Raw genomic sequence first — 23,501 nt, forward strand, 5'->3', positions numbered from 1 at the left:
CCGGCGGACCGCACAACAAGGAGGAACACCATGGAAGTCAGCCATACCATCATCAACCTGATCATCTTCGTGCTGGCCATCTACGTCGGCTATCACGTGGTCTGGACCGTGACCCCCGCCCTGCATACGCCCCTGATGGCGGTGACCAATGCCATCTCGGCCATCATCATCATCGGCGCCATGCTGGCCGCAGGCCTGACAGAAGGCCCGGTAGGCCGCATCGCCGGCACGCTGGCCGTGGCGCTGGCGGCGGTCAATGTGTTTGGCGGCTTCATGGTGACCCAGCGCATGCTGGAAATGTTCAAGAAGAAAGAGCCCAAGGCCAAGTCGGGAGAACAAGCATGAGCATGAACCTGGTGACCCTGCTGTACCTGATCGCATCGATCTGCTTCATCCAGGCCTTGAAGGGCCTGTCGCATCCAGCTACGGCGCGGCGCGGCAACAGCTTCGGCATCGCCGGCATGGTGATCGCGGTGCTGACCACGCTGGCGCTGATCGTCAAGATCAAGGGCGAGGGCGGCAATCCTTCCGGTGACATCGGTTACCTGCTGGTGGCCGGCGGCGTGATCGTCGGTGGCGGCATCGGCGCCTATCTCGCGCGCAGCGTCGAGATGACCAAGATGCCCGAACTGGTGGCGGCGATGCACTCGCTCATTGGTCTGGCGGCAGTCTGTATTGCGGTGGCGGCAGTGGCCGAGCCGTGGGCGCTGGGTATTTCGGCGCACGGGCAGTTGATCCCCGTGGGCAACCGGGTGGAACTGTTCATCGGCACCTTCGTGGGCGCCATCACCTTCTCCGGCTCGGTGATCGCCTTCGGCAAGCTCTCGGGCAAGTACAAGTTCCGCCTGTTCCAGGGCGCGCCGGTCAACTTCGCCGGCCAGCATTTCCTGAACCTGCTGCTGGCCGTGGCCATGATCGGCTTCGGCATCATCTTCGTGCTGACGCAGAACTGGCTGCCCTTCATCATCATGGCGGCCATTGCCTTTGCGCTGGGCGTGCTCATCATCATCCCCATCGGCGGCGCCGACATGCCGGTGGTGGTGTCAATGTTGAACAGCTATTCCGGCTGGGCGGCGGCGGGCATCGGTTTTTCGCTGAACAACTCCATGCTTATCATCGCCGGTTCGCTGGTCGGTTCTTCCGGTGCGATCCTCTCCTACATCATGTGCAAGGCGATGAACCGCTCCTTCTTCAACGTGCTCCTGGGCGGGTTTGGCGGCGAGGCAGCGGCGGCCGGTGGCGGCGCGCAGCAGCAGCGCAACGTCAAGTCGGGATCGGCCGATGATGCGGCCTTCCTGATGGGCAATGCCGAAACCGTCATCATCGTGCCGGGTTACGGCCTGGCAGTGGCGCGCGCGCAGCACGCGCTGAAGGAATTGACCGAAAAGCTGACCCACAACGGCGTGACCGTGAAATATGCGATCCACCCCGTGGCCGGCCGCATGCCGGGTCACATGAACGTGCTGCTGGCCGAGGCCGAAGTGCCCTATGACCAGGTCTTCGAGATGGAAGACATCAACAGCGAATTCGCCCAGGCCGATGTAGTGCTGGTGCTGGGAGCCAACGACGTGGTCAACCCGGCGGCCAAGGACCCCAAGTCGCCCATCGCGGGCATGCCGATTCTGGAAGCCTACAAGGCCAAGACCGTGATCGTGAACAAGCGCTCCATGGCCGCCGGTTACGCCGGCCTGGACAATGAACTGTTCTACATGGACAAGACCATGATGGTCTTTGGCGACGCCAAGAAGGTCATCGAAGATATGGTCAAGGCGGTGGACTGAGTTTCATCTGCCCCAGCAGAAATGACAACGGGCTGCGCAGTGATTGCGTAGCCCGTTTTTCTTTGCTTCCGCAGAAGCGGAGAGCGGCGTTTACTTGGTGCCGAAAATACGATCCCCGGCATCGCCCAGGCCCGGCACGATGTAGGCATCCTCATCCAGATGCGAATCCAGCGAAGCGACGTAGAGCTTGACGTCGGGGTGGGCATCGGCAAACACCTGCACGCCTTCCGGCGCCGCCACCAGCGCCACGAACATGATATGCGAGGCTGGCACGCCGCGTTTCTTCAAGGCGTCCACGGCATAGACGGCCGAGTTGCCGGTGGCGACCATGGGGTCGCACAGGATCATGATGCGGTCCTGCAGGTCCGGCAGGCGCACCAGGTATTCCACCGGCTTGTGATGTTCATCGCGGTAGACGCCGATATGGCCCACGCGTGCCGAGGGGATCAGTTCCAGCAGGCCATCGCTCATGCCCACGCCCGCGCGCAGCACCGGCACCACGGCCAGCTTCTTGCCGGCGATCACCGGGGCTTCATAGGTCACCAGCGGGGTCTCGATGGTCTCGGTGGTTAGCGGCAGGTCGCGGGTGATCTCGTAACCCATCAGCAGCGTGATCTCGCGCAGCAGGTCGCGGAAGGTGCGCGTGGAGGTGCGCTTGTCGCGCATGTGCGAGAGCTTGTGCTGGATCAGCGGGTGGTCGAGGATGAAGAGATTCTTGAAGCGCGGGTCTTGTTTCATGGCAAATGCAGATCTGCTGGATGGAATGCTGGGTGGAGCGGCGGACGCCGCAAGTCAGCATTGTCGCATTTCCTGACCGCCTGCGCGACGACAGGACGTCGCGCAACTGCAGCATTATTCACCTCATCGGCGACCGAACATCATGTGCTCGGCCAGCAGGCCGCGCGCCCCGGGGAGCAGGTCGATGGCGCCCAGCGACAGGCCCAGTGCCGCTTGCAGGGGAGAACCCTGGGGCGAGCCGGCAAAGATGCGGGCCATCAGGTCCGTCAGTCGGATGGTCAGGCTGCGATCCTGGCCGCGCTGGCGCTCGAAGGCCTGCAAGGCCTGGGGGGAGATCTCCCGCGCCAGCACATCGGCCAGCACGCGGGCGTCACGCAGGCCCAGGTTCAGGCCCTGGCCGGCCACCGGGTGCAGGGTCTGGGCGGCATTACCGATGGCCACCACGCGCCGGCTCTGGCCGGGGCGGGCGTTCAAGCCCAGCGGGAAGGCGTGGCGCGCTCTGATGCGGGTAAAGCGGCCCACCCGTTCGCCGAAGGTGCGCTGCAAGGCCGCCAGGAAGCCGGCATCCTCCAGCGCCATCAATTGTTCGCCGGTGGCCGGGCGCACGCACCACACCAGCGCATAGCCGTCGTCCTGCGGCAGCAGGGCCAGCGGGCCTTCATCGGTGAAACGTTCGAAGGCGCGATGGGCGATCACGCCATCGGCCTGCACATGGGCGATGATGCCGAGTTGCTGATAATCGCGCTGCAGGGTCTTGTGCTGCTGCTCGCCGAAGACACCGCCTTCGGCCTGGACCACCAACTGCGCGCGCAGTATGCGGCCATCCTTCAGCGTGACGGCGACGTGCTCGTCTTCTTCCTCGATCTGCTGGGCTTCGGCAGGCCGCATCAGGCTCAGCCCCAGCGGGGCGATGGCCGAGGCCAGGGCGCGGTTGACTTCGCCATAGCGCGCTACATAGCCCAGCGCGGGCAACTGGTAATCCTTGCGGTCCAGCAGGGTGCGGCCGAAGTGGCCGCGGCGCGAGACGTGGATCTGCTCGATGGCGGTGGCGCTACGCCCGATATCGTCCCAGGCGCCCAGTTCATCGAGGATCTGGCGGCTGCCGTAGGACAGGGCGATGGTGCGGGGGTCGGTCGCCGCCTGTTCGGGCGACTTCATGTCCACCAGCGCGATGCGTGCGGCAGGCAATTGGCGACGCGCCAGCAGGCCGGCCACGCTCTGGCCGACCGGGCCGCCGCCGCAGATGATCAGGTCGAAATCGACGGATTCCATGATGCCGGGAGATGCCTTCTACAGAAGATTCAGGAAGGCGTCATTGTAGCGGAGCCGCGCCGGACGGGCTTGATCCGGCGCATGCGCGGCCTGCAGCGGTGGGCGGTTCAGCCCTGGCGCATCAGGGCTTCGATATCCTCGACCTTGCTGGGCACGCCCGTGGTCAAGAGTTCGCAGCCGGAGGGGGTGACGTGCGCGTCATCCTCGATGCGGATGCCGATGTTCCAGAACTGCTCCGGCACGCCCTCGCCCGGGCGCACATAGATGCCCGGCTCGATGGTCAGCACCATGCCAGGTTGCAGGGTGCGCCAGGGTTTGTTGCCGTCGGCCGTGGCGGGGTCGCGGTAGTCGCCCACGTCATGCACGTCCATGCCCAGCCAGTGGCCGGTACGGTGCATGTAGAACTGGCGATAGTCGCCTTTCTCGATCACATCCTCCAGCGAGCCGACCTTGGACTTGTCCAGCAGACCGGTATCGAGCATGCCCTGCGCCAGTACGCGTACGGCGGCGTCATGGCCATCCATGAAGCGTTTGCCGGGCGCGGTCTCGGCGATGGCAGCGGCCTGTGCGGCCAGCACGATCTCGTAGAGCGCCTTCTGCGGGCCGCTGAAGGCGCCATTGGCCGGGAAGGTGCGGGTGATGTCGGCGGCGTAGCTGTCCAGTTCGCAACCGGCATCGATCAGGACCAGGTCGCCGTCCTTGATCTCGGCGTCACCCGCGCGATAGTGCAGCACGCAACTGTTGGCGCCGGTGGCGACGATGGAGCCATAGGCCGGGTATTGCGAACCGTTGCGGCGGAATTCGTGCAGCAGTTCGGCTTCCAGATGGTATTCGCGCAGGCCAGGACGGCAGATGCGCATGGCGCGGCAATGCGCTTCGGCGGAGATGATGCCGGCGCGCTTCATGACGTCGATCTCGTAGGCGTCCTTGAACAGGCGCATGTCATCCAGCAGCACACTCACATCGACCACGGCCGCAGGCGCCGACACGCCGCTGCGAGCCAGGGCGCGCACGCCTTGCAGCCAGCGCTGCAACTGCGCATCGCGCTTGTCATCGTGGCCCAGCGCGTAGTACACGGCGCGGGCGTCGGAGAGCAGGGCGGGCATGCTCTTGTCGAGTTCTTCGATGGGATGCGCCGCGTCCAGCGCGAACAGTTGCTGCGCGGCCTGCGGACCGTGGCGATAGCCGTCCCAGATCTCGCGTTCCAGGTTCTTGTCGCGACAGAACAGGATGCTGCGGTTTTCCTTGCCGGCTACCAGCACAAGAACCGCTTCCGGCTCGGTGAACCCGGTCAGGTAGTAGAAATAGCTGTCGTGGCGATACGGATAATCGGCGTCACGGTTGCGCATCACCTCGGGCGCGGTCGGGATGATGGCCACGCCGCCCCCGGCTTGTTGCAGGCTGGCCAGCAGGCGGGCGCGGCGGGCGGCGAAGGGGGAGGCGTCGAAGCTCATGGTCGGTTTCCTTGCGGTGGCAGGTTCAGTGCTTCCAGTTGGTCGATGGTGCCGACGTTGTGCCATTCACCCCGATAGACATCGCCGCCGATGCGGCCCTGGTCGGCGTATTGGCGCAGCAGCGGTCCCAGCTTGGCGTGGGTCCCGGGGGGGATGCCGTCGAACATCTGCGGGCGATACACGCCGATGTTGGCGAAGGTCAGCTTGGGCTGGCCTTCGTTGGCCAGCGCAAAGTTGTTCAGGGCGAAGTCGCCCTCGGGATGGAAGGGCGGATTCTTGACCAGGTACAGCCAGGCCATGTCGCGCTGGTCTTCCGGCAGCGGCTTGCCCCAGGGGTCTTCGTCTTCCAGCACGGTCAGCAGTTCGCTGTAGTCGAAATGCGGGCACCAGATGTCGCCCGAGACCGCGATGAACGGCTCCTCCCCCAGCAGGTGGCGCGCCTGGGCGATGCCACCGGCAGTCTCCAGCGCCGTGCCTTCGGGCGAGTAGAGCAGTCGGGCGCCGAAGCGGCTGCCGTCGCCGAGGGTGTCCTCGATCATCTGGCCCAGATGGGCGTGATTGATGACGATCTCGGTGATGCCGGCGCGTACCAGCGAGAGGATCTGCCAGACGATGAGCGGGCGGCCACGGACTTTCAGGAGCGGCTTGGGGCAGCTATCGGTCAGCGGACGCATGCGCTCACCGCGGCCGGCTGCGAAGATCATGGCTTTCATGGTCGGCGCCTCAGAAGGTGTAGCCGAACTTGGGCGCGTGTTCCTGCTCCAGCTTCTCGATCAGGCGCACCAGCGGCGTGAAGGCCACGTAGCGGCGCGCGGTCTTGAGGGTGTATTCCATCACCAGCGGGATGTCCTTGAGGTAGCCATCCTTGCCGTCGCGGTGCCACAGGCGGGCGAAGATGCCCAGCACCTTCAGGTGGCGCTGCAGGCCCATCCATTCGAAGTCGCGGTAGAAGGTATCGATGTCGGGCGTGACCGGCAGGCCGGCGCGGCGCGCCTTTTCCCAGTAGCGGATGGCCCAGTCCAGCACCATCTCTTCATCCCACTGGATGTAGGCGTCGCGCAGCAGCGAGACCAGGTCGTAGGTGATGGGGCCATAGACCGCATCCTGGAAATCGAGAATGCCCGGGTTGCCCTTGGGCAGCACCATCAAGTTGCGCGAATGGTAGTCGCGATGCACGTAGACCTGAGGTTGGGCCAGGTTGTTGGCCAGGATGGCGTCGAAGGTCTTGTCCAGCACCGCGTTCTGTTCGTCGGTGAGCGTCACGCCCAGGTGCTTGCCGATATACCACTCGCGGAACAGCTCCAGCTCGCGCAGCAGCAGGGCGCGGTCGTATTCGGGCAGGGCTTCGGGCTTGCTTTGCGCTTGTAAAAGTACCAGGGCCTCGATCGCATCCATGTATAGTGCGTGCGCGCTATCGGCCGACAGTTGCGACAGGTAGGTGGTCGAACCCAGGTCGGAGAGCAGCAGGAAGCCGCGGTCGCAGTCCTGCGCCAACACCTTGGGGACGGTCACGCCGGTCGCGGCGAACAGGCCTGCCACCTCGACGAAGGGGCGCACGTCCTCCTGGGGAGGAGGCGCATCCATGACGATGGCCGAGCCGCCATCCGGGGTATCCACCCGGAAATAGCGGCGGAAGCTGGCGTCGGCCGAGGCCGGACGCAGGGTAGCGGGCAGCACCGGGGTATCGGCCAGGGAGGCCAGCCAGGCATGCAGTTCGGACAGACGGGGATCAGGGGTGGAGCCAGGTGAAGACATGAACTATCGGAGGAAATCGTTTGACGAGGTTGAGTTCCCATATAATAAGGGATTCATCCCAAAAAATCCGCCTGCACGGTATCTGACCACTCTTTTCATGATCCGGTTTTCCAAGTCTTTAACTGAACGTACTGTCAACTGGCGGCTGGCGCGTCTGTTCTCCTCGGCAATGGCCGTGGCCTCGGCCTCGGCGCTGTTGCCCCTTTCCGTGTATGCGCAGATGTCCATGCCCGCGCCGGCCGCCGCGCCTGCGCAGGACCAGGACGCTCCCGTCAACGTCAGCGCCGAGCAGATGACCGGCCGCCCTGACCGCCAGGTCAACCTGGATCGCGACGTCGAAGTGGTCAAGGGACCGACCACCATCAAGGCCGACAAGGCCGAATACCGCATCATCCAGGACGAGGTCGAAGCCACCGGCCACGTCTGGATGCGCCGCCTGCAGGACCAGTACACCGGTGACCACGCCGAAATGAACATGGGGACCGGCGCGGGGTATGTCAGCAGCCCGACTTATCTGATCGGCAAGAATGGCGGGCGCGGCAAGGCCGAGCGCATCGATTTCATCTCCGACGACCGGGCGCTGGTGACCCAGGGAACCTACAGCACCTGCGAGGCGCCCGATCCCGACTGGTATCTGCGCGCCAACACCATGGACCTGGACAGCGGACGCGACGTCGGTACCGTGCGCGGCGGCCTGCTGTATTTCAAGGATGTGCCGATCCTGGGGGCCCCCTGGATGTCCTTCGCCCTCTCAGGAGAGCGCAAGTCCGGTGTGCTGCCTCCCACCATCGGCGCGACCAGCACCGGCGGTTTCGAGCTTGCCGTGCCTTATTACTTCAATCTGGCGCCCAACTATGACCTGACGCTGGTGCCCAAGTACATCGCCCGGCGCGGATTGCAGATGGGGGCCGAGACGCGCTACCTGGGCGAGTCCTATAATGGGATGTTCACCGCCGAAGGCATTCAGGACAGGGTGACGGGGACGGGGCGCTATTCGCTGTCTTCGCGCCATACCCAAATTCTGGCGCCGGGACTGCAACTGGATTGGAATCTGAACAAGGCTTCGGACAATGATTATGCGTCCGATTTCTCTCACTCCATCACCGGCAGTACCACGCGCCTGTTGCCACGCACCGCCAGCCTGACCTACAGCAGCACCTACTGGACCCTGGTGGGTCAGGTCTCCAAGTACCAGTTGCTGCAAGACGTGAACGCCCCTATCGTCAAGCCGTATGACCGCGTGCCGCAGATTACCTTCAACGGCACCCGATACGATATTGGCGGTTTCGATTTCAATACCGTGGCCGACTTCACGCGCTTTTCCAGTGGTAGCCTGGTCGGCGGCGATCGCGCCTACCTGACCCAGTCGGTGTCCTACCCCATCGTGCGGCCGGGTTACTTCATCACGCCCAAGGTCATGCTGGACGCGACCAGCTACAAGCTGAACAATCTCGCGCCGGGCCAGCAGACCAACCTTACGCGCACGGTGCCCACGCTGTCGCTGGATTCGGGGCTGATCTTCGAGCGCGAATCCGACCTGCTCGGGCGCAGCATGACCCAGACGTTGGAGCCGCGGCTGTTCTACGTGCGTACGCCCTACCGCGACCAGACCAAGCTGCCGATCTTCGACTCCGGCCTGGCAGACTTCAACTTCGCGCAGATCTTCAGCGAGAACCGCTTCGTCGGCCACGACCGCATCAGCGACGCCAACCAACTGACAGCGGCCGTGACCTCGCGCCTGATCGAGGAAAACGGCTTGGAGCGCCTGCGCGCCACCGTCGGCCAGCGTTATTACTTTGCCGACCCCAAAGTCGACCTCACCAGCACCTCGACCACGGCCAGCACCACCACGTCCTCCGGCAGCCTGGGCAGCAAGTCCGATCTGCTGCTGGCGCTGGGCGGCCAGATCACGCGTGAATTCTCCACCGACAATACGGTGCAGTACAGCGAGACCTTGCGCCAGATGGTGCGTTCCAACTTCGGGATCCGCTGGCAACCGGCGCCCAAGCGGGTGTTGAACCTGCAATACCGTCTGGACCGCACCTACGTCAATCCCTACACGGGCGTACTCGATCCGCTCAAGCAGGTCGACGTGTCGGGCCAGTGGCCGCTGTCCCAGCGTCTCTACGCGGTGGGCCGCATCAACTACTCCATTCCCGACCGTACCGTGGCCGAAGGCTTGCTGGGTCTCGAATACAAGGCCGACTGCTGGGTCTTCCGCGTGGTGGCGCAACGTATCCCGACCTCGTCCACCAAGGCATCCACGGGCTTCTTCTTCCAGCTTGAACTCAACGGCTTCTCCCAGATCGGTTCCAACCCCATGGACGCCATCAAGAGCAGCGTGCCTGGCTACCAGAAAGTGAACCTGCCAGACTCTACCCCCGGCAACAACTTCTAACCTTTTCGAACCAACGACAGTCCATGCGTAATATGCGTACACCACTCCTCGCAACAACCAAAACAGTGACCGCGCTGCTGTGCATGCTGGGCGTGATCAGCAATGCGCAGGCGCAGTTCGCCACGACCATCATCCCGGTCACTCCGCCAGAAACCTCGGCCCAGCCGGCTCCTGCCAAGGGTACGCCGCCCGCCGCCAGCCCGGCTGCGCCCGCCAAGGCAGCCGCGCCGGCGCCGGCCAAGGCCACTGCAGCAGCGCCCGCGCCCAGCCAGGCACGCATGGAGCCCCGTCCAGTCGATTCGATCATGGTCGTGGTCAACAACGAAGTCATCACCCGCCAGGAAGTGGCCGATCGCTTGGCCAGCGTGGTCAAGCGCATGTCCGCGCAGAACGTGCAATTGCCCCCGCGTGACCAACTGGTGCGCCAGCTGGTGGAGCGCATGATCGTCGAGCGCGCCCAGGCCCAGATGGCCAAGGAAAACGGTATCGTTGTCGATGACGCCATGCTGGACCGCGCCATGCAGCGCATCGCCGACCAGAACAAGCTGTCCATGGCGCAATTCCGCACCCGCCTGGAAGCCGAAGGCATGAACTACGCCAGCTTCCGTGAAGAGATCCGCCGCGAAATACTCAGCCAGCGCCTGCGCGAGCGCGAAGTGGACAACAAGGTGGTGGTCACCGAGTCCGAGGTCGACAACTACCTTGCCGCCGAAGCCAACGCCGGCGGCCAGCGCCAGGAACTGGATATCGCCCAGATCCTCATCCGCGTGCCCGAGAACGCCACCCCCGAGCAACTGGCCCAGCGCCGCGAGCGTGCCGAGGATGTGCTGCGCCAGCTGAAGACCGGTGCCGACTTCGCCAAGACCGCCGCCGCCTATTCCGACTCCTCCGACGCGCTCTCCGGCGGCGACCTCGGCTGGCGTCCTGCCGATCGCCTGCCGCAGCTGTTCCTGGATGGCGTGGCCAAGCTGCAGGATGGCCAGGTCAGCGGTCTGTTGAAGAGCGGCAATGGCTTCCACATCCTCAAGCTGGTGGGTCGCCGTGCCGCTGATGGCGCCCAGGCGGCAGCGCCGGCGGTGCAGCAGACCCATGTGCGACACATCCTCATCAAGGTCAACCAGGTCGTCACCGCCGCCGAAGCCAAGCGCAAGCTGACTGAACTCAAGGAGCGCCTGGACCACGGTTCGGCCACCTTCGAGGAACTGGCCAAGCTGTATTCCAATGACTTGTCCGCCTCCAAGGGCGGTGACCTGGGCTGGGTCTATCCGGGCGATACCGTGCCGGAATTCGAGCGCGCCATGGATCAGTTGAAGCCGGGCGAAGTCAGCCAGCCCATCGAGACGCCGTTCGGCTATCACCTCATCCAGGTGGTGGAGCGCAAGACCGATGACGCCTCCAAGGAGCGCGCCCGCCAGGCTGCGCGCCAGGCCATCCGCGAACGCAAGATCGAAGAGGCCACCGAAGACTGGATGCGCCAGATCCGCGACCGCGCCTACGTCGAATACCGCAACGACGAATAAGTCCCGGCAGCGGGCGCATCTGCGCCCTTGTCCGCGCAAGAGGCCGGCCGCACAGCCGGCCCTTGCATTTTTGAAGCCCCGATATCGTGAGACGCCATGAACCGACCCATCCTCGCGCTGACCTGCGGTGAACCGGCAGGCATTGGTCCCGAGATCTCGCTGCGCGCCGCCTGGGAGCTGCGCCACGAGGTGCGCTGCATCCTCCTGGGCGACGCCGCCCTGCTGGCCCAGAGCGCCTATGAGATCGATGCGCAGATGCGCGTGGCCGCCATCTCCATCCAGGCCTGGCGCAACAGTGGCTTGCCGCATTTCCCCACCGATTGCCTCACCGTCATCGATTGCCCGGTGGCCGAGCCGGTCCGTCCTGGCTTGCTGGATGCGCGCAATGGTCGCGCCGTCCTGCAGGCGCTGGACCTGGCCGTGCAGGGCGCCTTGGCGGGCGCATTCGCAGCCATCGTCACCGCACCGCTGCAAAAGAGCACCATCAACGATGCCGGCGTGGCTTTTACCGGGCATACCGAATACCTGGCCGAGGTCACCCACACGCCGCAAGTGGTGATGATGCTGGCCGGCGGCCAGTCGCCGCACCTGCGCGTGGCGCTGGCCACCACCCACCTGGCCCTGAAGGATGTCCCGGCGGCGATTACCGCCGACAGCCTGGCGCGCACGCTGGACATCCTGCACGCCGACCTGCGCAGCAAGTTCGGCATCGCCCGCCCGCGCATCCTGGTCACGGGCTTGAACCCGCACGCCGGTGAGAATGGCTACCTGGGCCGTGAAGAAATCGAGGTCATCAGCCCCGCGCTGGAAGCGGCGCGCGCGCGCGGCATCGACGCGCGTGGACCGTATCCGGCCGATACCCTGTTCCAGCCCAAATACCTGGAAGACGCCGACTGCGTGCTGGCCATGTACCACGACCAGGGCCTGCCGGTCCTGAAATTCGCCAGCTTCGGCCACGGCATCAATATCACCCTGGGCCTGCCGCTCATTCGCACCTCGGTCGATCATGGCACTGCCCTCGACCTGGCCGCCGCCGGCCTGGGTCATGCCGACCATGGCAGCATGCTGGTGGCCGTGCGTGCCGCCGCCGACATGGCGCGCCGCCAGAAGCGCGCCTGAATCATCGCAAGAACACTGGAATCCCCATGAAACATATCCCGCGCAAACGCTTCGGCCAGAACTTCCTTACCGATGAGATGGTGCTGCACGACATCATCACTTCCATCGCCCCCGCAGCCGACGACGCCATGGTCGAGATCGGTCCCGGACTGGCCGCCATGACCGCACTGCTGCTGGAAGGACTGCGCCACCTGCACGTGGTGGAGCTGGACCGCGACCTGGTCGAACGCCTCAAGAAACGCTTCGATGCCGCGCGCCTGACGGTGCATTCAGCCGATGCGCTCAAGTTCGATTTTTCTACCATCCCGGTGCCCGAGGGCCGCAAGCTGCGCGTGGTCGGCAACCTGCCCTACAACATCTCCAGCCCGCTGCTGTTCCATCTGGCCGAGATCGCCCCGCAAGTGCAGGACCAGCACTTCATGCTGCAGAAGGAAGTGGTCGAGCGCATGGTGGCCGAGCCGGGCAGCAAGGCCTATGGCCGCCTGTCGGTGATGCTGCAATGGCGCTATCACATGGAATTGCTGTTCGTGGTGCCGCCCACCGCGTTCGATCCGCCGCCCAAGGTCGATTCGGCCATCGTGCGCATGATTCCGCTGGCCCAGCCGCTGGCTTGCCAGCAGGCCTTGCTGGAACAGGTCGTGACCAAGGCGTTCTCGCAGCGGCGCAAGGTGATCCGCAATTGCGTGGCCGGCTTGTTCAGCGAGGATGAACTGCGCCAGGCCGGCATCGACCCGCAGGCGCGCCCGGAAGCCGTGCCGATGGAACAGTTCGTGGCCCTGGCCAATCTGCTGGCTGCACGCCAGCAATGAGCTTCTGCGTTACGCGAGAGGGGGAGCGGCAATTGTCACAGCCTGTCGTCGAGCCGTAAGAACTGTAACGAAGATTCATATTTGATGGATTCGAACTGAAGCTGGTCTATATTGGAATCGTGCCGCGAGAGTAGAAGCCAGAAGTGGAGGGCAGAAAGCGCGGACTTCTTTGACAGGAGCCAATCATGGCCAGCAAAAAAATCGCATCGGTATTGATCGCCACCACCCTTCTTGCCTCGGCTGCCGTCGTGAGCACGCCCGCCATGGCGCATGACCGTGGCGGCAACGGAGTGGCCATCGCTGCCGGGATCATCGGGGCCGTCGCCATCGGTTCCCTGATCGCCAACGCCAACAGCGCGCCGGTCTACCAGGCCCCGCCGCAGCAGGTCTACTATGAAGCGCCGCAGCCGGTGTATTACCAGCCGCCGCAACAGGTGGTCTATGAACAGCCGCGCTATTACGCACCGCCGCCGCCGCGCCCGGTGCGCTATGTGGAGCGCACCGAGGTGCGCACCTATCGCTACGATGAACGTCCCGATTACTACTATTACGGGCGTTGATGGCAGTGATAGAGGCGCCACGAAGTGCTCATCTGGTCGGTGAGCCAGGCTGACGACATCCAGCCATCTTGAGGAAGACGGACAACCGCAGGGTTGTCCGTTTTTTTTGTTGTCGGCCGGTCCGTGGCCCCCTGCCGGCGGGCGGCGCCCAAATGGGGGATAATGTCACCTTGCTTCACATTAGCTATGAAAAGGAGTCGCCAAGTGAGAATGTTGCATACGATGCTGCGCGTGGGAAATCTGGATCGCTCCATCGATTTCTACACCCAGGTGCTGGGCATGAAGCTGCTGCGCAAGAATGACTATCCCGACGGCAAGTTCACCCTGGCCTTCGTCGGCTATGGCGAGGAGCGCGACCACACCGTGCTGGAACTGACCCACAACTGGGACACCGATGCCTACGACCTGGGCACCGGCTACGGCCACATCGCCATCGAAGTTGACGACGCCTATGCCGCCTGCGACGCGGTCAAGGCCAAAGGGGGCACGGTCACCCGTGAAGCCGGTCCGATGAAGCATGGCAAGACCGTGATCGCCTTCGTCACCGACCCGGATGGCTACAAGATCGAATTCATCCAGAAGAAGGAACAGTTCGACGCCGCCGACTGAGGCCGCCGTCGGTCAGCCTGCCAGCCCGCTCACGCGGGCTTTTTTCATTGCCCCGGCAGGCCCTTGCCTTCAAGCGCATCATCACAAGAACAGCAGGAACGCCAATTGAGTCTCTACCAACTATCCAAAAGCCACCTGCGCCGCCTGTGGGTCGAATACGGCATCCTCTGGAGCGGCGCCGTCATCGTCGGCCTGGTCGCGGTGCTCTACGCCCAGGCCATCGAGCTCGGTTTCGGCGTGTTCCGCAGCATCGAACACCGCTCGCCCTGGTTGCCGCTGCTGCTCACGCCAGCCGTCTGCGCGGCTTGCGTATGGCTCACGCGCCGCTACTTCCCGGGCTCCGAAGGCAGCGGCATCCCGCAGGCCATCGCCACGCTGCATGGCGATACTGCCGAGCGCGGCAGCACGCTGCTGTCGCTGCGCGTATTGCTGGGCAAGATCGTGCTGTCGGTGGTGGCCATCGCCGGGGGCATGACCATTGGCCGCGAGGGTCCGACGGTGCAGATTGGCGCAGCCATCATGTACAACCTGCGCCGCCTGTATCCGTCCGGCTACGAGCACATGGAGCGCCGCCTGATCCTGGCCGGCGCCGCCGCCGGTCTGGCTGCTGCCTTCAACACCCCGCTGGCCGGCATCGTGTTCGCCATCGAGGAACTCTCGCGCAGCTTCGAGCAGCGCGCCAGTGGCGTGGTCATCACCACCATCATCTTCGCCGGCCTGGTGGCGCTGTCCATCAATGGCAACTACACCTACTTCGGTTCCATCGCCTTTCCGGGTGAGACCAGTGGCCGGCTGATCCTGGCGGTGATCGTCACGGCCGTGCTCATGGGCGTGGCCGGCGGGCTGTTCTGCTGGCTCATCCTCAACCCCACGCGCTGGATTCCGCCAGCGCTGGTGACACTGCGCGCCGAGCGCCCGGTGGTCTTCGCGGCGGTCTGCGGCTTCATCGTCGCCGTCATCGGCGTGGCCGCAGGCGGCGCCACCTTCGGCAGCGGCTACGAGCAGGCGCATGGTTTGCTCAATGATGGTCAGGGGCTGTCGGTGTTCTACCCTTTCCTCAAGTTCGCTTCCATGATCGGCTCCTATCTGCCGGGCCTGCCGGGCGGCATCTTCGCGCCTTCGCTGTCCATCGGCGCTGGCTTCGGCAACCTGCTGCACTTGCTCTTCGGCGGCACCTCGCTCCCCATGCTGGTGGCGCTGGCCATGGTGGGCTATCTTGCGGCCGTGACGCAGTCACCCATCACCGCCTTCGTGATCGTCATGGAAATGGTCGATGGTCACGCCTTGGTCATTTCGCTGATGGCTACCGCGCTGATCGCCTCGGCGGTCTCCAAGGTGTTCGCACCGCCCTTGTATGAAACCCTGGCGGAGCGCTACCTGAAACCCTGAGATCGGCAGATCGTTTTTCCTGCTGAAACTCGTCAAAACGCTGCGTCAATTTGACGCAGCGTCGAGAGAGGCGCGTGCATGGCGCTTTTGCGGCCATCTCCTCGTGCCGTGGCGTCCAACGCGACAATATGTCGCAGCTTCCCATCCTGTCCCCTGTCCATAATCCCGCCTTCCCGTTTGCTCGCAGACGGTATCGATAAAGACAACCACAGGGGATTTCCATGCAATTGACTCCATGCGCCTGCGCCATCGCGCTGGCTTTCACCGTGTGCGGCGATGTGTTCGCAAGCAGTGATGAACAGACGCCGCTGCCTGCCATCACGGTACGCAGCGACAAGCCCTCCACGACACCACCCAGTGCCGACAGCGCTGCGCTGCTCAATGACCAGCCCGGTTACGCCACCGCCGCCGGAGGCGGTGTATCGGCCTTGCCGGTGCTCAATGGCTTTGCCGCAGATCGCCTCAAGATCCGGCTGGACGGCATGGAAGTCACGGCTGCCTGCGGCAACCAGATGAATGCGCCGATGTCGTACATGCCGCCCGCGCAGGTGGGCATGACGCGCGTGATCGCCGGCATCACGCCAGTCAGCGTGGGTGGCGACAGCATCGGCGGCAGCATTGAACTGAGTTCGCCTGCACCGCAGTTTGCGAGCCAGCCCGGGCAATGGCTGACCAAGGGTGGTTTCTCGGCGTCGGCACGCAGCGTCAATTCGGAGGTGTCGGCTTCGGTCAATGCCACCGTGGCCAGTGACCAGCTCTCCGTAGCCTACGTGGCCAGCCAGTCGCGCGCCGAGAGTTACGTCAACGGCAATGGCGACAAGGTGCTCTCCAGTCTCTACCAGAGCAACAACCATGCGCTCACTCTGGCCGCGCGCGGCGAGGGCCAGCAATTGGTAGTGAAGGTGGGCCAGCAGTACATTCCCTACCAGGGCTTTCCCAACGAATACATGGACATGACCGGCAACCGCTCCACCTTCGCCAACCTGGGCTACGAACGTCGTTTCGACTGGGGCAGGCTGTCCGGCAAGCTGTACTGGCAGCGTACCGAGCATGAGATGGGTTTCTTCGGCACCGAACGGCGCGGCACCATGCCCATGCAGACACAAGGCCGCGACCTTGGTTATGCGTTGCGCGCCGATATCGACCTCGCTGCCGACAGCAGCAGCGTGCTGCGCGTGGGCCACGAATACCATAGCTTCCATCTCGACGACGTCTGGCCGCCAGTAGCCGGCTCGATGATGATGAGCCCGCGCACCTATGTGAATATCAACGGCGGCAAGCGCGATCGTTTCGCGCTCTTCGCCGAATGGGAGCACAAGCTCGACGCCCGCTGGAGCACCCTGCTGGGCTTGCGCGACGAACTGGTCAAGACCGATACCGGCAATGTGCAGTCCTATGGCACCAACATGATGAACCAGCCTGACCTCAATGCCGCCAACGCCTTCAATGCGCGCGGCCACGCCAAGACCGACAACAACATCGACCTGACCGCACTGGCCCGGCTGGAAGCCGATGCTGGCAGCCGCTATGAGTTCGGTTACGCTCGCAAGACCCGCTCGCCCAACCTGTACGAGCGCTATACCTGGGGCCGTGGCGGCATGGCCATGCGCATGACCAACTGGTTCGGGGATGGCAACGGTTACGTGGGCGACATCGATCTCAAGCCTGAAGTTGCGCACACGCTCTCAGGCACGGCCGACTGGCACAGCGAAGACAGCGAGGGCGGTGAGGGTAGCGAGCGCCGCTGGTTCTTCAGGCTCACACCCTACTTCAGCTACGTCGAGAACTATATCGATGCCGATCCCATCGGCCGCTTCAATCCCTATGGTGTGGCGGCTGCGTCGGGGGCCTATCTGCAATTCGCCAATCACGATGCCCGCCTCTACGGCATCAACGCCGCGTGGAAATGGCCGCTCTGGCGCGACGCCAGCCTGGGCGACATCGCCTTCACCGGCAAGGCCGGCCTCACGCGCGGCAAGCGCGTCGATGGCGGCAACCTGTATCACATGATGCCGCTCAACATCCTGGCCGCGCTGGAACAGAGCTGGGGCGCATGGACCAATCGCGCCGAGCTGAACTACGTGGCGCGTAAGAGCCGGGTGGACAGCAATCGCCTGGAACCGGTCACGGCCAGCTACAGCGTGGTCAATCTCAAGAGCAGCTATCGCTTCAACCAGCACATCAGCGTCTCGGCGGGTATCAGCAACCTGTTCAATCGCAACTATGCCGAGCCGCTGGGCGGCGTCTATCTGGCCGGGCTGGCGCAAGCCAGGAGCGGCAGCCTGCAAGCTTTGCCGGGCTATGGACGGTCGCTGGATGTGGGGGTGAACGTGAGTTTCTGAGAGAGCGCACCGGGTACAAGGCGGCGCGGGCCATGCCGCTCAGAAGATCGGCATGGTCTCCGGCGCGCTGTCGCGCAGCGCCTTCTTGGCGGATTCGAATTCGGGGAAGATCGATTGCACCGTAGCCCAGAAGCGCGGGCTGTGGTTCATCTCGCGCAGATGCGCGAGCTCATGCGCGATCACGTAGTCGATCAGCGGCAGGGCGAAATGCATCAGCCGCCAGTTCAGGCGGATGCGCGCATCCGAGGTACAGGAGCCCCATTGCGTGGTGGCCGAGGACAGGGCGTAGGAGCGATATTGCACGCCCAGTTTTTCGGCATAGATCATGAGCCGCTTGCCGAACAGTTCTTCGGCGCGCGCCTGTATCCAGCCCTGCACGCGATCCTTCAACTGCTGCTCGCCGGCGTCGGCGGGCAGGCTGATGTTGAGCTCGCGCGTGAGCTCATCGAGGTACACCGCCTGGCGCTGCCCGGTGCGGATGCGCAGGGTGATGTCGCTGCCCAGGTAGGGCAGGGTGGCACCGTCGCGCCATTGCATCTGCGGTTGCAGGCGACGCGCCGAACGCTCGCGGCGCTCGTTGAGCTTGGAGAGGATCCAGCGCTGCTTTTCGCGGATGGCGTTGTCGATCTCGCCCAGCGTCACCCATTTGGGCGCGGTCACGCGCAAGCCCTCGTCGCTGACCAGAAAACCGATGGTGCGACGCTTGGAGCGCAGCAGGGCGAAGTCGATGGTGTGCTCACCCAGCTGGATACGGCGCTTGCCATCGGCCGGCCGGCCGCTGGGCGGCGCCAGCAGCGGGCTGGCGGGTGCCGGCACGTCGGGGATCAGGGGCGTGGGCAGCGGCGCGGCGTGGACCACCGGATTGGGGGTGACGATGAGTGGCGGCTGTACGGTCGGTGAAGGCAGGGCCGGGCCAGGATCGGCCACGGGCACTGCCGTCGCGGAGGACGCGGGAGTGGGCGCCGCAAACAAGTCCAGTTGCAGCGAGAGCTGGTCGGGATTGGGCTTGGGTTTGCGGAGCAGTATCAAGGCAGTGGCGGCGTCCTGTGTTGCTGTTGGCTAAGGATCAAGACCGTGCAGCATCGCTGGAAGTAGCGGCTGAAGCGGCTGGCCGGGGCGCGCTGTTTTTATAGACGTCCGGCGAAATCACGCGCATCTCGGATTCTATCCAATTTTCGACGCGCTCGTTCAACTCCTGGGGATTCAAGCCTTCCGGCGAAATCGGCTTGCCGATGGACACCGTGATGAGCCCCGGTTTCTTGATGAAGCTGCCCTTGGGCCAGCATTGGCCGGAGTTCATCGCAATGGGCACGACCAGGGTATTGGTTTCCACCGCCAGGCGCGAACCGCCGGCCTTGTACTTGCCCTGCGAGCCCACGGTGGTGCGCGTGCCTTCGGGGAACATCATGATCCACTGGCCGTCGCGCAGACGGCGTGTGCCGTGCTCCAGCACCTGGGCGAAGGCGTCGCGACCCTTCTTGCGGTCGATCGGGATCATGCGCAGCAGGGCGATGCCCCAGCCGAAGAAGGGAACGTAGGTCAGTTCCTTCTTGAATACGAACACCAGCGGACGCGGCATGTTGATGACATAGAAGATGGTCTCCCAGGCCGACTGGTGCTTGGAGAGCAGGATCACCGGGGCGTCCGGGAGGTTCTCGGCGCCGCGGATCTCGTAACGGATGCCGCAGATCACGCGCGCGGTCCAGATCACGAAGACGTTCCAGCGCGAGGTCCACCAGTAGCGCTGGGGATAGGGGAAGGGCGCCGACAGCAGGCAGGCGAAGGACCAGATGATGGTGGCCACGGCCATGAGGACCATGAAGACCACCGAGCGAAGAATCAGGACAAGGCGCAAAATCGTTTCTCCCATGCCGATGAGGCATGTTGATGTTGTGAATGGACAGGCTCCGCAGCCAGGCGGATGGCCCGCACTATACCGAAACGCCGACCACCGGTTTCAGGATGAAATCAACCACGGCCGATAAATCCGGGAAGACCAGCGTGCCCGGCGGCAAGCCGCCCTTGGCCTGGGTCTTCTCGCCCTTGCCGGTCAGCACCAGGCAGGGCGCGCACCCAGCCACGTAGCCGGCCTGCAGGTCGCGCAGCGAATCGCCCACGGTGACCACGCCGCCGCGCAGGCTGATATTGAAGCGCTTGGCGATCTCGTGGAACATGCCCGGCTTGGGCTTGCGGCAATCGCAATTGTCGTCGGCCGAGTGCGGGCAGAAGAACACCGCGTCGATGTCCGCGCCCGCCTGCTGGGCGGCGGTGTGCATCTTCTGGTGGATGGCGTTGAGGGTCTTGATGTCGAACAGGCCGCGCGCCACGCCCGACTGGTTGGTCGCCACCACCACCCGGTAACCGGCCTGGTTCAGGCGTGCAATGGCTTCCAGCGATCCCTTGATGGGGATCCACTCGTCGGGCGACTTGATGAAGGCGTCCGAATCCTGGTTGATGACGCCATCGCGGTCGAGGATGATCAGTTTCATGCCAGCGGCTTCCCTTCATGAACACCGCCGCGCAGGAACAGGCCCATGCGCGGCGGAGCGGTACTGCAAAAACGGCTGGGGGCGCAGGTCTTACGCCGCCAGCTTGGAGATGTCGGCGACCTGGTTGAGCATGCCGTGCAGCGCAGCCAGCAAGGCCTGGCGGTTCTTGCGCAGTTGCTCGTCCTCGGCATTGACCATGACGTCGTTGAAGAAGGCATCGACATTCTGGCGCAACTGCGCCAGTGCCTTCAAGGCCCCGGCAAAGTCACCCTTGGCATAGGCCGCCTCGACCTGCGGACGGGTGGTCTGCATGGCCGCGAAGAGGCCTTGCTCGGCCGCTTCCTGCAGCAGGCTTTCCTGCACGGCGCCGTGGGCGTCGATGGCCACGCCTTCGATCTTCTTGAGAATGTTGGTGATGCGCTTGTTGGCCGCAGCCAGGGCCTCGGCTTCGGGCAGGGCGGCGAAGGCTTGCACGGCCTGCAGGCGTTCCACCACGTTGTCCAGCACCTCGGGTTGCTGCGCCACCACGGCTTCCACTTCGTTCTGCGCAAAGCCGCGCTCGCGCAGCAGGCCGCGCAGGCGGTCGTAGATGAAGGCTTGCACGTCCGCGCGCGGGTCCTTGAAGTTGGCGTTGCCGGCGAACAGTCCGGCGGCCGCATCCAGCAAGGCGGTCAGCGACAGCGGCAGGCGCTTTTCCACCAGCATGCGCAGCACGCCCAGGGCGTGCCGGCGCAGGGCGAAGGGGTCCTTGTCGCCGGTGGGCTGCAGGCCGATGCCCCAGATGCCGACCAGGGTTTCCAGCTTGTCGGCCAGGGCCACGGCGGTGCCGGTGGCGGTGGTCGGCAGGGCGTCGCCGGCAAAGCGCGGCTGGTAGTGTTCGGAGGCGGCCAGTGCGACTTCGTCCGCTTCGCCATCGTGACGCGCATAGTACGTGCCCATGATGCCTTGCAGCTCAGGGAACTCGCCCACCATGTCGGTGAGCAGGTCGGCCTTGGCCAGCAGCGCGCCGCGTTCGGCCAGCTTGACGTCGCCGCCCAGCAGGCTGGCGATCTTGCCGGCCAGCGCCTGCACGCGCTCGGTGCGTTGCAACTGGTTGCCCAGCTTGTTGTGATAGACCACGTTGGCCAGCTGCGGCACGCGATCGGCCAGGGTCTTCTTCTTGTCCTGCTCGAAGAAGAACTTGGCGTCCGACAGGCGCGGGCGCACCACGCGCTCGTTGCCGCCGATGATGTGTTCGGGATGCGCGGTCTCCAGGTTGGAGACGATCAGGAAGCGCGAACGCAGACGGCCATTGGCGTCGGTCAGCGCAAAATACTTCTGGTTGGTCTGCATGGTCAGGATCAGGCATTCCTGCGGCACCGCCAGGAATTCGTCCTCGAACTTGCATTCATAGACCACCGGCCATTCCACCAGCGCAGTGACTTCGTCCAGCAGCGATTCGGGCATCAGCACCTGGTCGGCGCCAGCCTTGGCCAGCAGCGCGGCGCGGATCTTCTCGCGGCGCTCGGTGAAGCTGGCGATGACCTTGCCTTGCGTAGCCAGTGCCTCGACATAGACGTCGGGCGAAGCGATCTGCAGCGCGCCGGAAGACAGGAAGCGATGGCCCAGCGTGGTGCGGCCCGCATCCAGGCCCAGCGTATTGATCGGCACCACATCGTTGCCCAGCAGCGCCACCAGGTAGTGGGCCGGACGCACGAAATGCACCGTCTCGCCGGCGGCACGGCCGAACTGGCGCTGGTAGCTCATGACCTTGGGGATGGGCAGCTTGGACAGGCTCTCGTCGAGCGCTGCCTGCAGGCCCACGGCCAGCGCCGAACCCTTGGCGGTATAGGTGTAGAAGAAGCTTTCGGCCTTGCCATCCTGGGCGCGTTCCAGCTGGTCCGGGGTGATCACGGTGGCGCCCGTGGAGGCGGCCAGTGCGGCCAGCTTCTTCACCAGCGGCGCCGACGGGCGGCCTTCGGCGTCCAGGGCGACGCTCACCGGCAGCACTTTTTCGCGGATCGATTTGTCCGGCGAGGCGGCGCGCACCTGGGTGATCGAGACGGCCAGGCGGCGCGGGGTCGCATAGGCGGTGGCGGTGGCATCGGATTCGAGATAGCCGCGGCTTTGCAGGCCATTGAAGATGCCCGTGGCGAAGGCATCGCCCAGCTTGGCCAAGGCCTTGGGAGGCAGTTCTTCGGTGACGAGTTCTACGAGGAGTGTCTGGTTCATGTTGTCTGTCTTGCTGTCTTGCTCGGGACGCCGGTCGGGAAGGACCAGCGCCGCATCATGTCATGGCGTTGCGCTTCAGGCCGCAGCCTTGGCCGGACCCTGGCCCAGCATCGGGAAGCCCAGGCGCTCGCGCGATTCGAAGTAGGCCTGCGCCACCGCCCGCGAGAGATTGCGGATGCGGCCGATGTAGGCCGCGCGCTCGGTGACCGAGATGGCGCCACGGGCGTCGAGCATGTTGAAGGTGTGGGCGGCCTTGAGCACCTGTTCGTAGGCCGGCAGCGCCAGCGGCACTTCCATGAGGCGCTTGGCCTCGGCTTCGTAGTTGCTAAACAGCGAGAACAGGAACTCGGTGTTGGAGTACTCGAAGTTGAAGGTGGATTGTTCCACTTCGTTCTGGTGGAACACGTCGCCATAGGTCAGGTGCTTCTTGACGCCGTTCTCGGTCCACTCGGTCCAGACCAGGTCATAGACGTTTTCCACGCCCTGCAGGTACATGGCCAGACGCTCGATGCCGTAGGTGATCTCGCCCAGCACCGGCTTGCAGTCCAGGCCGCCGACCTGCTGGAAGTAGGTGAACTGGGTCACTTCCATGCCGTTCAGCCACACTTCCCAGCCCAGGCCCCAGGCACCCAGGGTGGGGTTTTCCCAGTCGTCCTCGACGAAGCGCACGTCATTCTGCTTCAGGTCCAGGCCCAGCGCTTCCAGCGAACCCAGGTACAGGTCCAGGATGTTTTCCGGCGCCGGCTTCAACACCACCTGGTACTGGTAGTAGTGCTGCATGCGGTTGGGGTTCTCGCCATAGCGGCCATCCTTGGGACGGCGCGAAGGCTGGACGTAGGCGGCACGCCAGGGTTCCGGACCGATCGCGCGCAGGAAGGTCGCGGTGTGCGAGGTGCCCGCGCCGACTTCCATGTCGTAGGGTTGCAGCAGTGCGCAGCCCTGAGCGTCCCAATATTCTTGCAACTTGAGGATGATTTGTTGAAATGTCAGCATCGTGTGTGGTTGCCTGGCGAACCGGCGGAGGAATTGCGAAAACCTCGGATTTTAGCGCCTTT

Annotated in this window: 20 protein-coding genes; 10 read left to right on the forward strand and 10 right to left on the reverse strand. The window is 64.4% G+C overall.

Annotated features, from left to right (window positions below; genetic code table 11):
• Positions 1-30: 30 nt before the first annotated feature.
• Together BGK68_RS09650 and BGK68_RS09655 are read left to right on the forward strand one after the other, a co-directional pair.
• The gene (locus tag BGK68_RS09650; RefSeq protein WP_013232734.1) at positions 31-345 is read left to right on the forward strand and encodes an NAD(P) transhydrogenase subunit alpha; all 315 of its coding nucleotides are present in this window, start codon (positions 31-33) and stop codon (positions 343-345) included.
• Entirely contained in the window at positions 342-1,781 is a 1,440-nt protein-coding gene (locus tag BGK68_RS09655) for an NAD(P)(+) transhydrogenase (Re/Si-specific) subunit beta (RefSeq protein ID WP_075256920.1), read from the forward strand. The genes BGK68_RS09650 and BGK68_RS09655 overlap by 4 nt, the downstream gene beginning before the upstream one ends.
• Positions 1,782-1,871: 90 nt before the next feature.
• On the opposite strand, the gene upp is transcribed toward BGK68_RS09655, so the two are convergent.
• The 5 genes from upp to BGK68_RS09680 all read right to left on the reverse strand — a co-directional run bounded on the left by upp (position 1,872) and on the right by BGK68_RS09680 (position 7,000).
• The gene (gene upp / locus BGK68_RS09660; RefSeq protein WP_075256921.1) at positions 1,872-2,519 is read right to left on the reverse strand and encodes a uracil phosphoribosyltransferase; all 648 of its coding nucleotides are present in this window, start codon (positions 2,517-2,519) and stop codon (positions 1,872-1,874) included.
• Positions 2,520-2,642: 123 nt separating this feature from the next.
• Positions 2,643-3,791 (reverse strand): FAD-dependent monooxygenase, encoded by a 1,149-nt coding sequence (locus BGK68_RS09665; RefSeq protein WP_075256922.1) that lies wholly within the window; start codon positions 3,789-3,791, stop codon positions 2,643-2,645.
• Between the two features lie 107 nt (positions 3,792-3,898).
• Positions 3,899-5,245 (reverse strand): aminopeptidase P N-terminal domain-containing protein, encoded by a 1,347-nt coding sequence (locus BGK68_RS09670; protein WP_075256923.1) that lies wholly within the window; start codon positions 5,243-5,245, stop codon positions 3,899-3,901.
• Positions 5,242-5,958: an N-acetylmuramate alpha-1-phosphate uridylyltransferase MurU gene (gene murU / locus BGK68_RS09675; RefSeq protein WP_069373062.1), complete on the reverse strand. Its 717-nt coding sequence runs from the start codon at positions 5,956-5,958 to the stop codon at positions 5,242-5,244. The genes BGK68_RS09670 and murU overlap by 4 nt, the downstream gene beginning before the upstream one ends.
• Before the next feature lie 10 nt (positions 5,959-5,968).
• Positions 5,969-7,000, reverse strand: a complete 1,032-nt coding sequence (locus tag BGK68_RS09680; RefSeq protein ID WP_075256924.1) for an aminoglycoside phosphotransferase family protein — start codon at positions 6,998-7,000, stop codon at positions 5,969-5,971.
• Between the two features lie 97 nt (positions 7,001-7,097).
• Between BGK68_RS09680 and BGK68_RS09685 the strand changes: the two genes are divergently transcribed.
• From BGK68_RS09685 to BGK68_RS09720, 8 genes are all read left to right on the forward strand, one after another.
• On the forward strand, positions 7,098-9,398 hold the full coding sequence (locus BGK68_RS09685; RefSeq protein ID WP_075256925.1) for an LPS-assembly protein LptD: 2,301 nt from the start codon (positions 7,098-7,100) through the stop codon (positions 9,396-9,398).
• A 23-nt stretch (positions 9,399-9,421) separates the two neighbouring features.
• Positions 9,422-10,918: a peptidylprolyl isomerase gene (locus tag BGK68_RS09690; protein WP_075256926.1), complete on the forward strand. Its 1,497-nt coding sequence runs from the start codon at positions 9,422-9,424 to the stop codon at positions 10,916-10,918.
• A 96-nt stretch (positions 10,919-11,014) separates the two neighbouring features.
• Positions 11,015-12,037 carry a 4-hydroxythreonine-4-phosphate dehydrogenase PdxA gene (gene pdxA / locus BGK68_RS09695; protein WP_075256927.1) on the forward strand — a complete coding sequence of 341 codons (1,023 nt, stop codon included), beginning with the start codon at positions 11,015-11,017 and terminating at the stop codon, positions 12,035-12,037.
• 26 nt (positions 12,038-12,063) lie between these two features.
• A complete protein-coding gene (rsmA, locus tag BGK68_RS09700) occupies positions 12,064-12,846 on the forward strand; it encodes a 16S rRNA (adenine(1518)-N(6)/adenine(1519)-N(6))-dimethyltransferase RsmA (protein WP_075256928.1) in 783 nt (260 codons plus the stop codon).
• Between the two features lie 185 nt (positions 12,847-13,031).
• Positions 13,032-13,406, forward strand: coding sequence for a hypothetical protein (locus tag BGK68_RS09705; RefSeq protein WP_075256929.1), 375 nt, complete (start codon positions 13,032-13,034; stop codon positions 13,404-13,406).
• 204 nt (positions 13,407-13,610) lie between these two features.
• Complete coding sequence (gloA, locus tag BGK68_RS09710) at positions 13,611-14,015, forward strand: lactoylglutathione lyase (RefSeq protein WP_233149277.1); 405 nt, start codon at positions 13,611-13,613, stop codon at positions 14,013-14,015.
• 105 nt (positions 14,016-14,120) lie between these two features.
• Positions 14,121-15,404: a chloride channel protein gene (locus BGK68_RS09715; protein WP_075256931.1), complete on the forward strand. Its 1,284-nt coding sequence runs from the start codon at positions 14,121-14,123 to the stop codon at positions 15,402-15,404.
• Between the two features lie 221 nt (positions 15,405-15,625).
• The gene (locus BGK68_RS09720) at positions 15,626-17,746 is read left to right on the forward strand and encodes a TonB-dependent receptor (protein WP_075256932.1); all 2,121 of its coding nucleotides are present in this window, start codon (positions 15,626-15,628) and stop codon (positions 17,744-17,746) included.
• Positions 17,747-17,785: 39 nt separating this feature from the next.
• Here the strand turns inward: BGK68_RS09720 and BGK68_RS09725 are convergent, their stop codons facing one another.
• The 5 genes from BGK68_RS09725 to glyQ all read right to left on the reverse strand — a co-directional run bounded on the left by BGK68_RS09725 (position 17,786) and on the right by glyQ (position 23,439).
• Positions 17,786-18,775: a M48 family metallopeptidase gene (locus BGK68_RS09725; protein WP_075256933.1), complete on the reverse strand. Its 990-nt coding sequence runs from the start codon at positions 18,773-18,775 to the stop codon at positions 17,786-17,788.
• Positions 18,776-18,812: 37 nt separating this feature from the next.
• Entirely contained in the window at positions 18,813-19,616 is an 804-nt protein-coding gene (locus BGK68_RS09730) for a lysophospholipid acyltransferase family protein (protein ID WP_075256934.1), read from the reverse strand.
• A 61-nt stretch (positions 19,617-19,677) separates the two neighbouring features.
• Positions 19,678-20,235 (reverse strand): D-glycero-beta-D-manno-heptose 1,7-bisphosphate 7-phosphatase, encoded by a 558-nt coding sequence (gmhB, locus tag BGK68_RS09735; RefSeq protein ID WP_013232751.1) that lies wholly within the window; start codon positions 20,233-20,235, stop codon positions 19,678-19,680.
• Between the two features lie 90 nt (positions 20,236-20,325).
• The gene (glyS, locus tag BGK68_RS09740) at positions 20,326-22,446 is read right to left on the reverse strand and encodes a glycine--tRNA ligase subunit beta (protein WP_075256935.1); all 2,121 of its coding nucleotides are present in this window, start codon (positions 22,444-22,446) and stop codon (positions 20,326-20,328) included.
• Between the two features lie 75 nt (positions 22,447-22,521).
• Positions 22,522-23,439, reverse strand: coding sequence for a glycine--tRNA ligase subunit alpha (gene glyQ, locus BGK68_RS09745; RefSeq protein ID WP_069373073.1), 918 nt, complete (start codon positions 23,437-23,439; stop codon positions 22,522-22,524).
• Between the last annotated feature and the right edge of the window lie 62 nt (positions 23,440-23,501).

It is taken from the genome of Herbaspirillum camelliae, assembly GCF_001929405.1.
GTDB classification, from domain to species: Bacteria; Pseudomonadota; Gammaproteobacteria; order Burkholderiales; family Burkholderiaceae_D; genus Herbaspirillum; species Herbaspirillum seropedicae.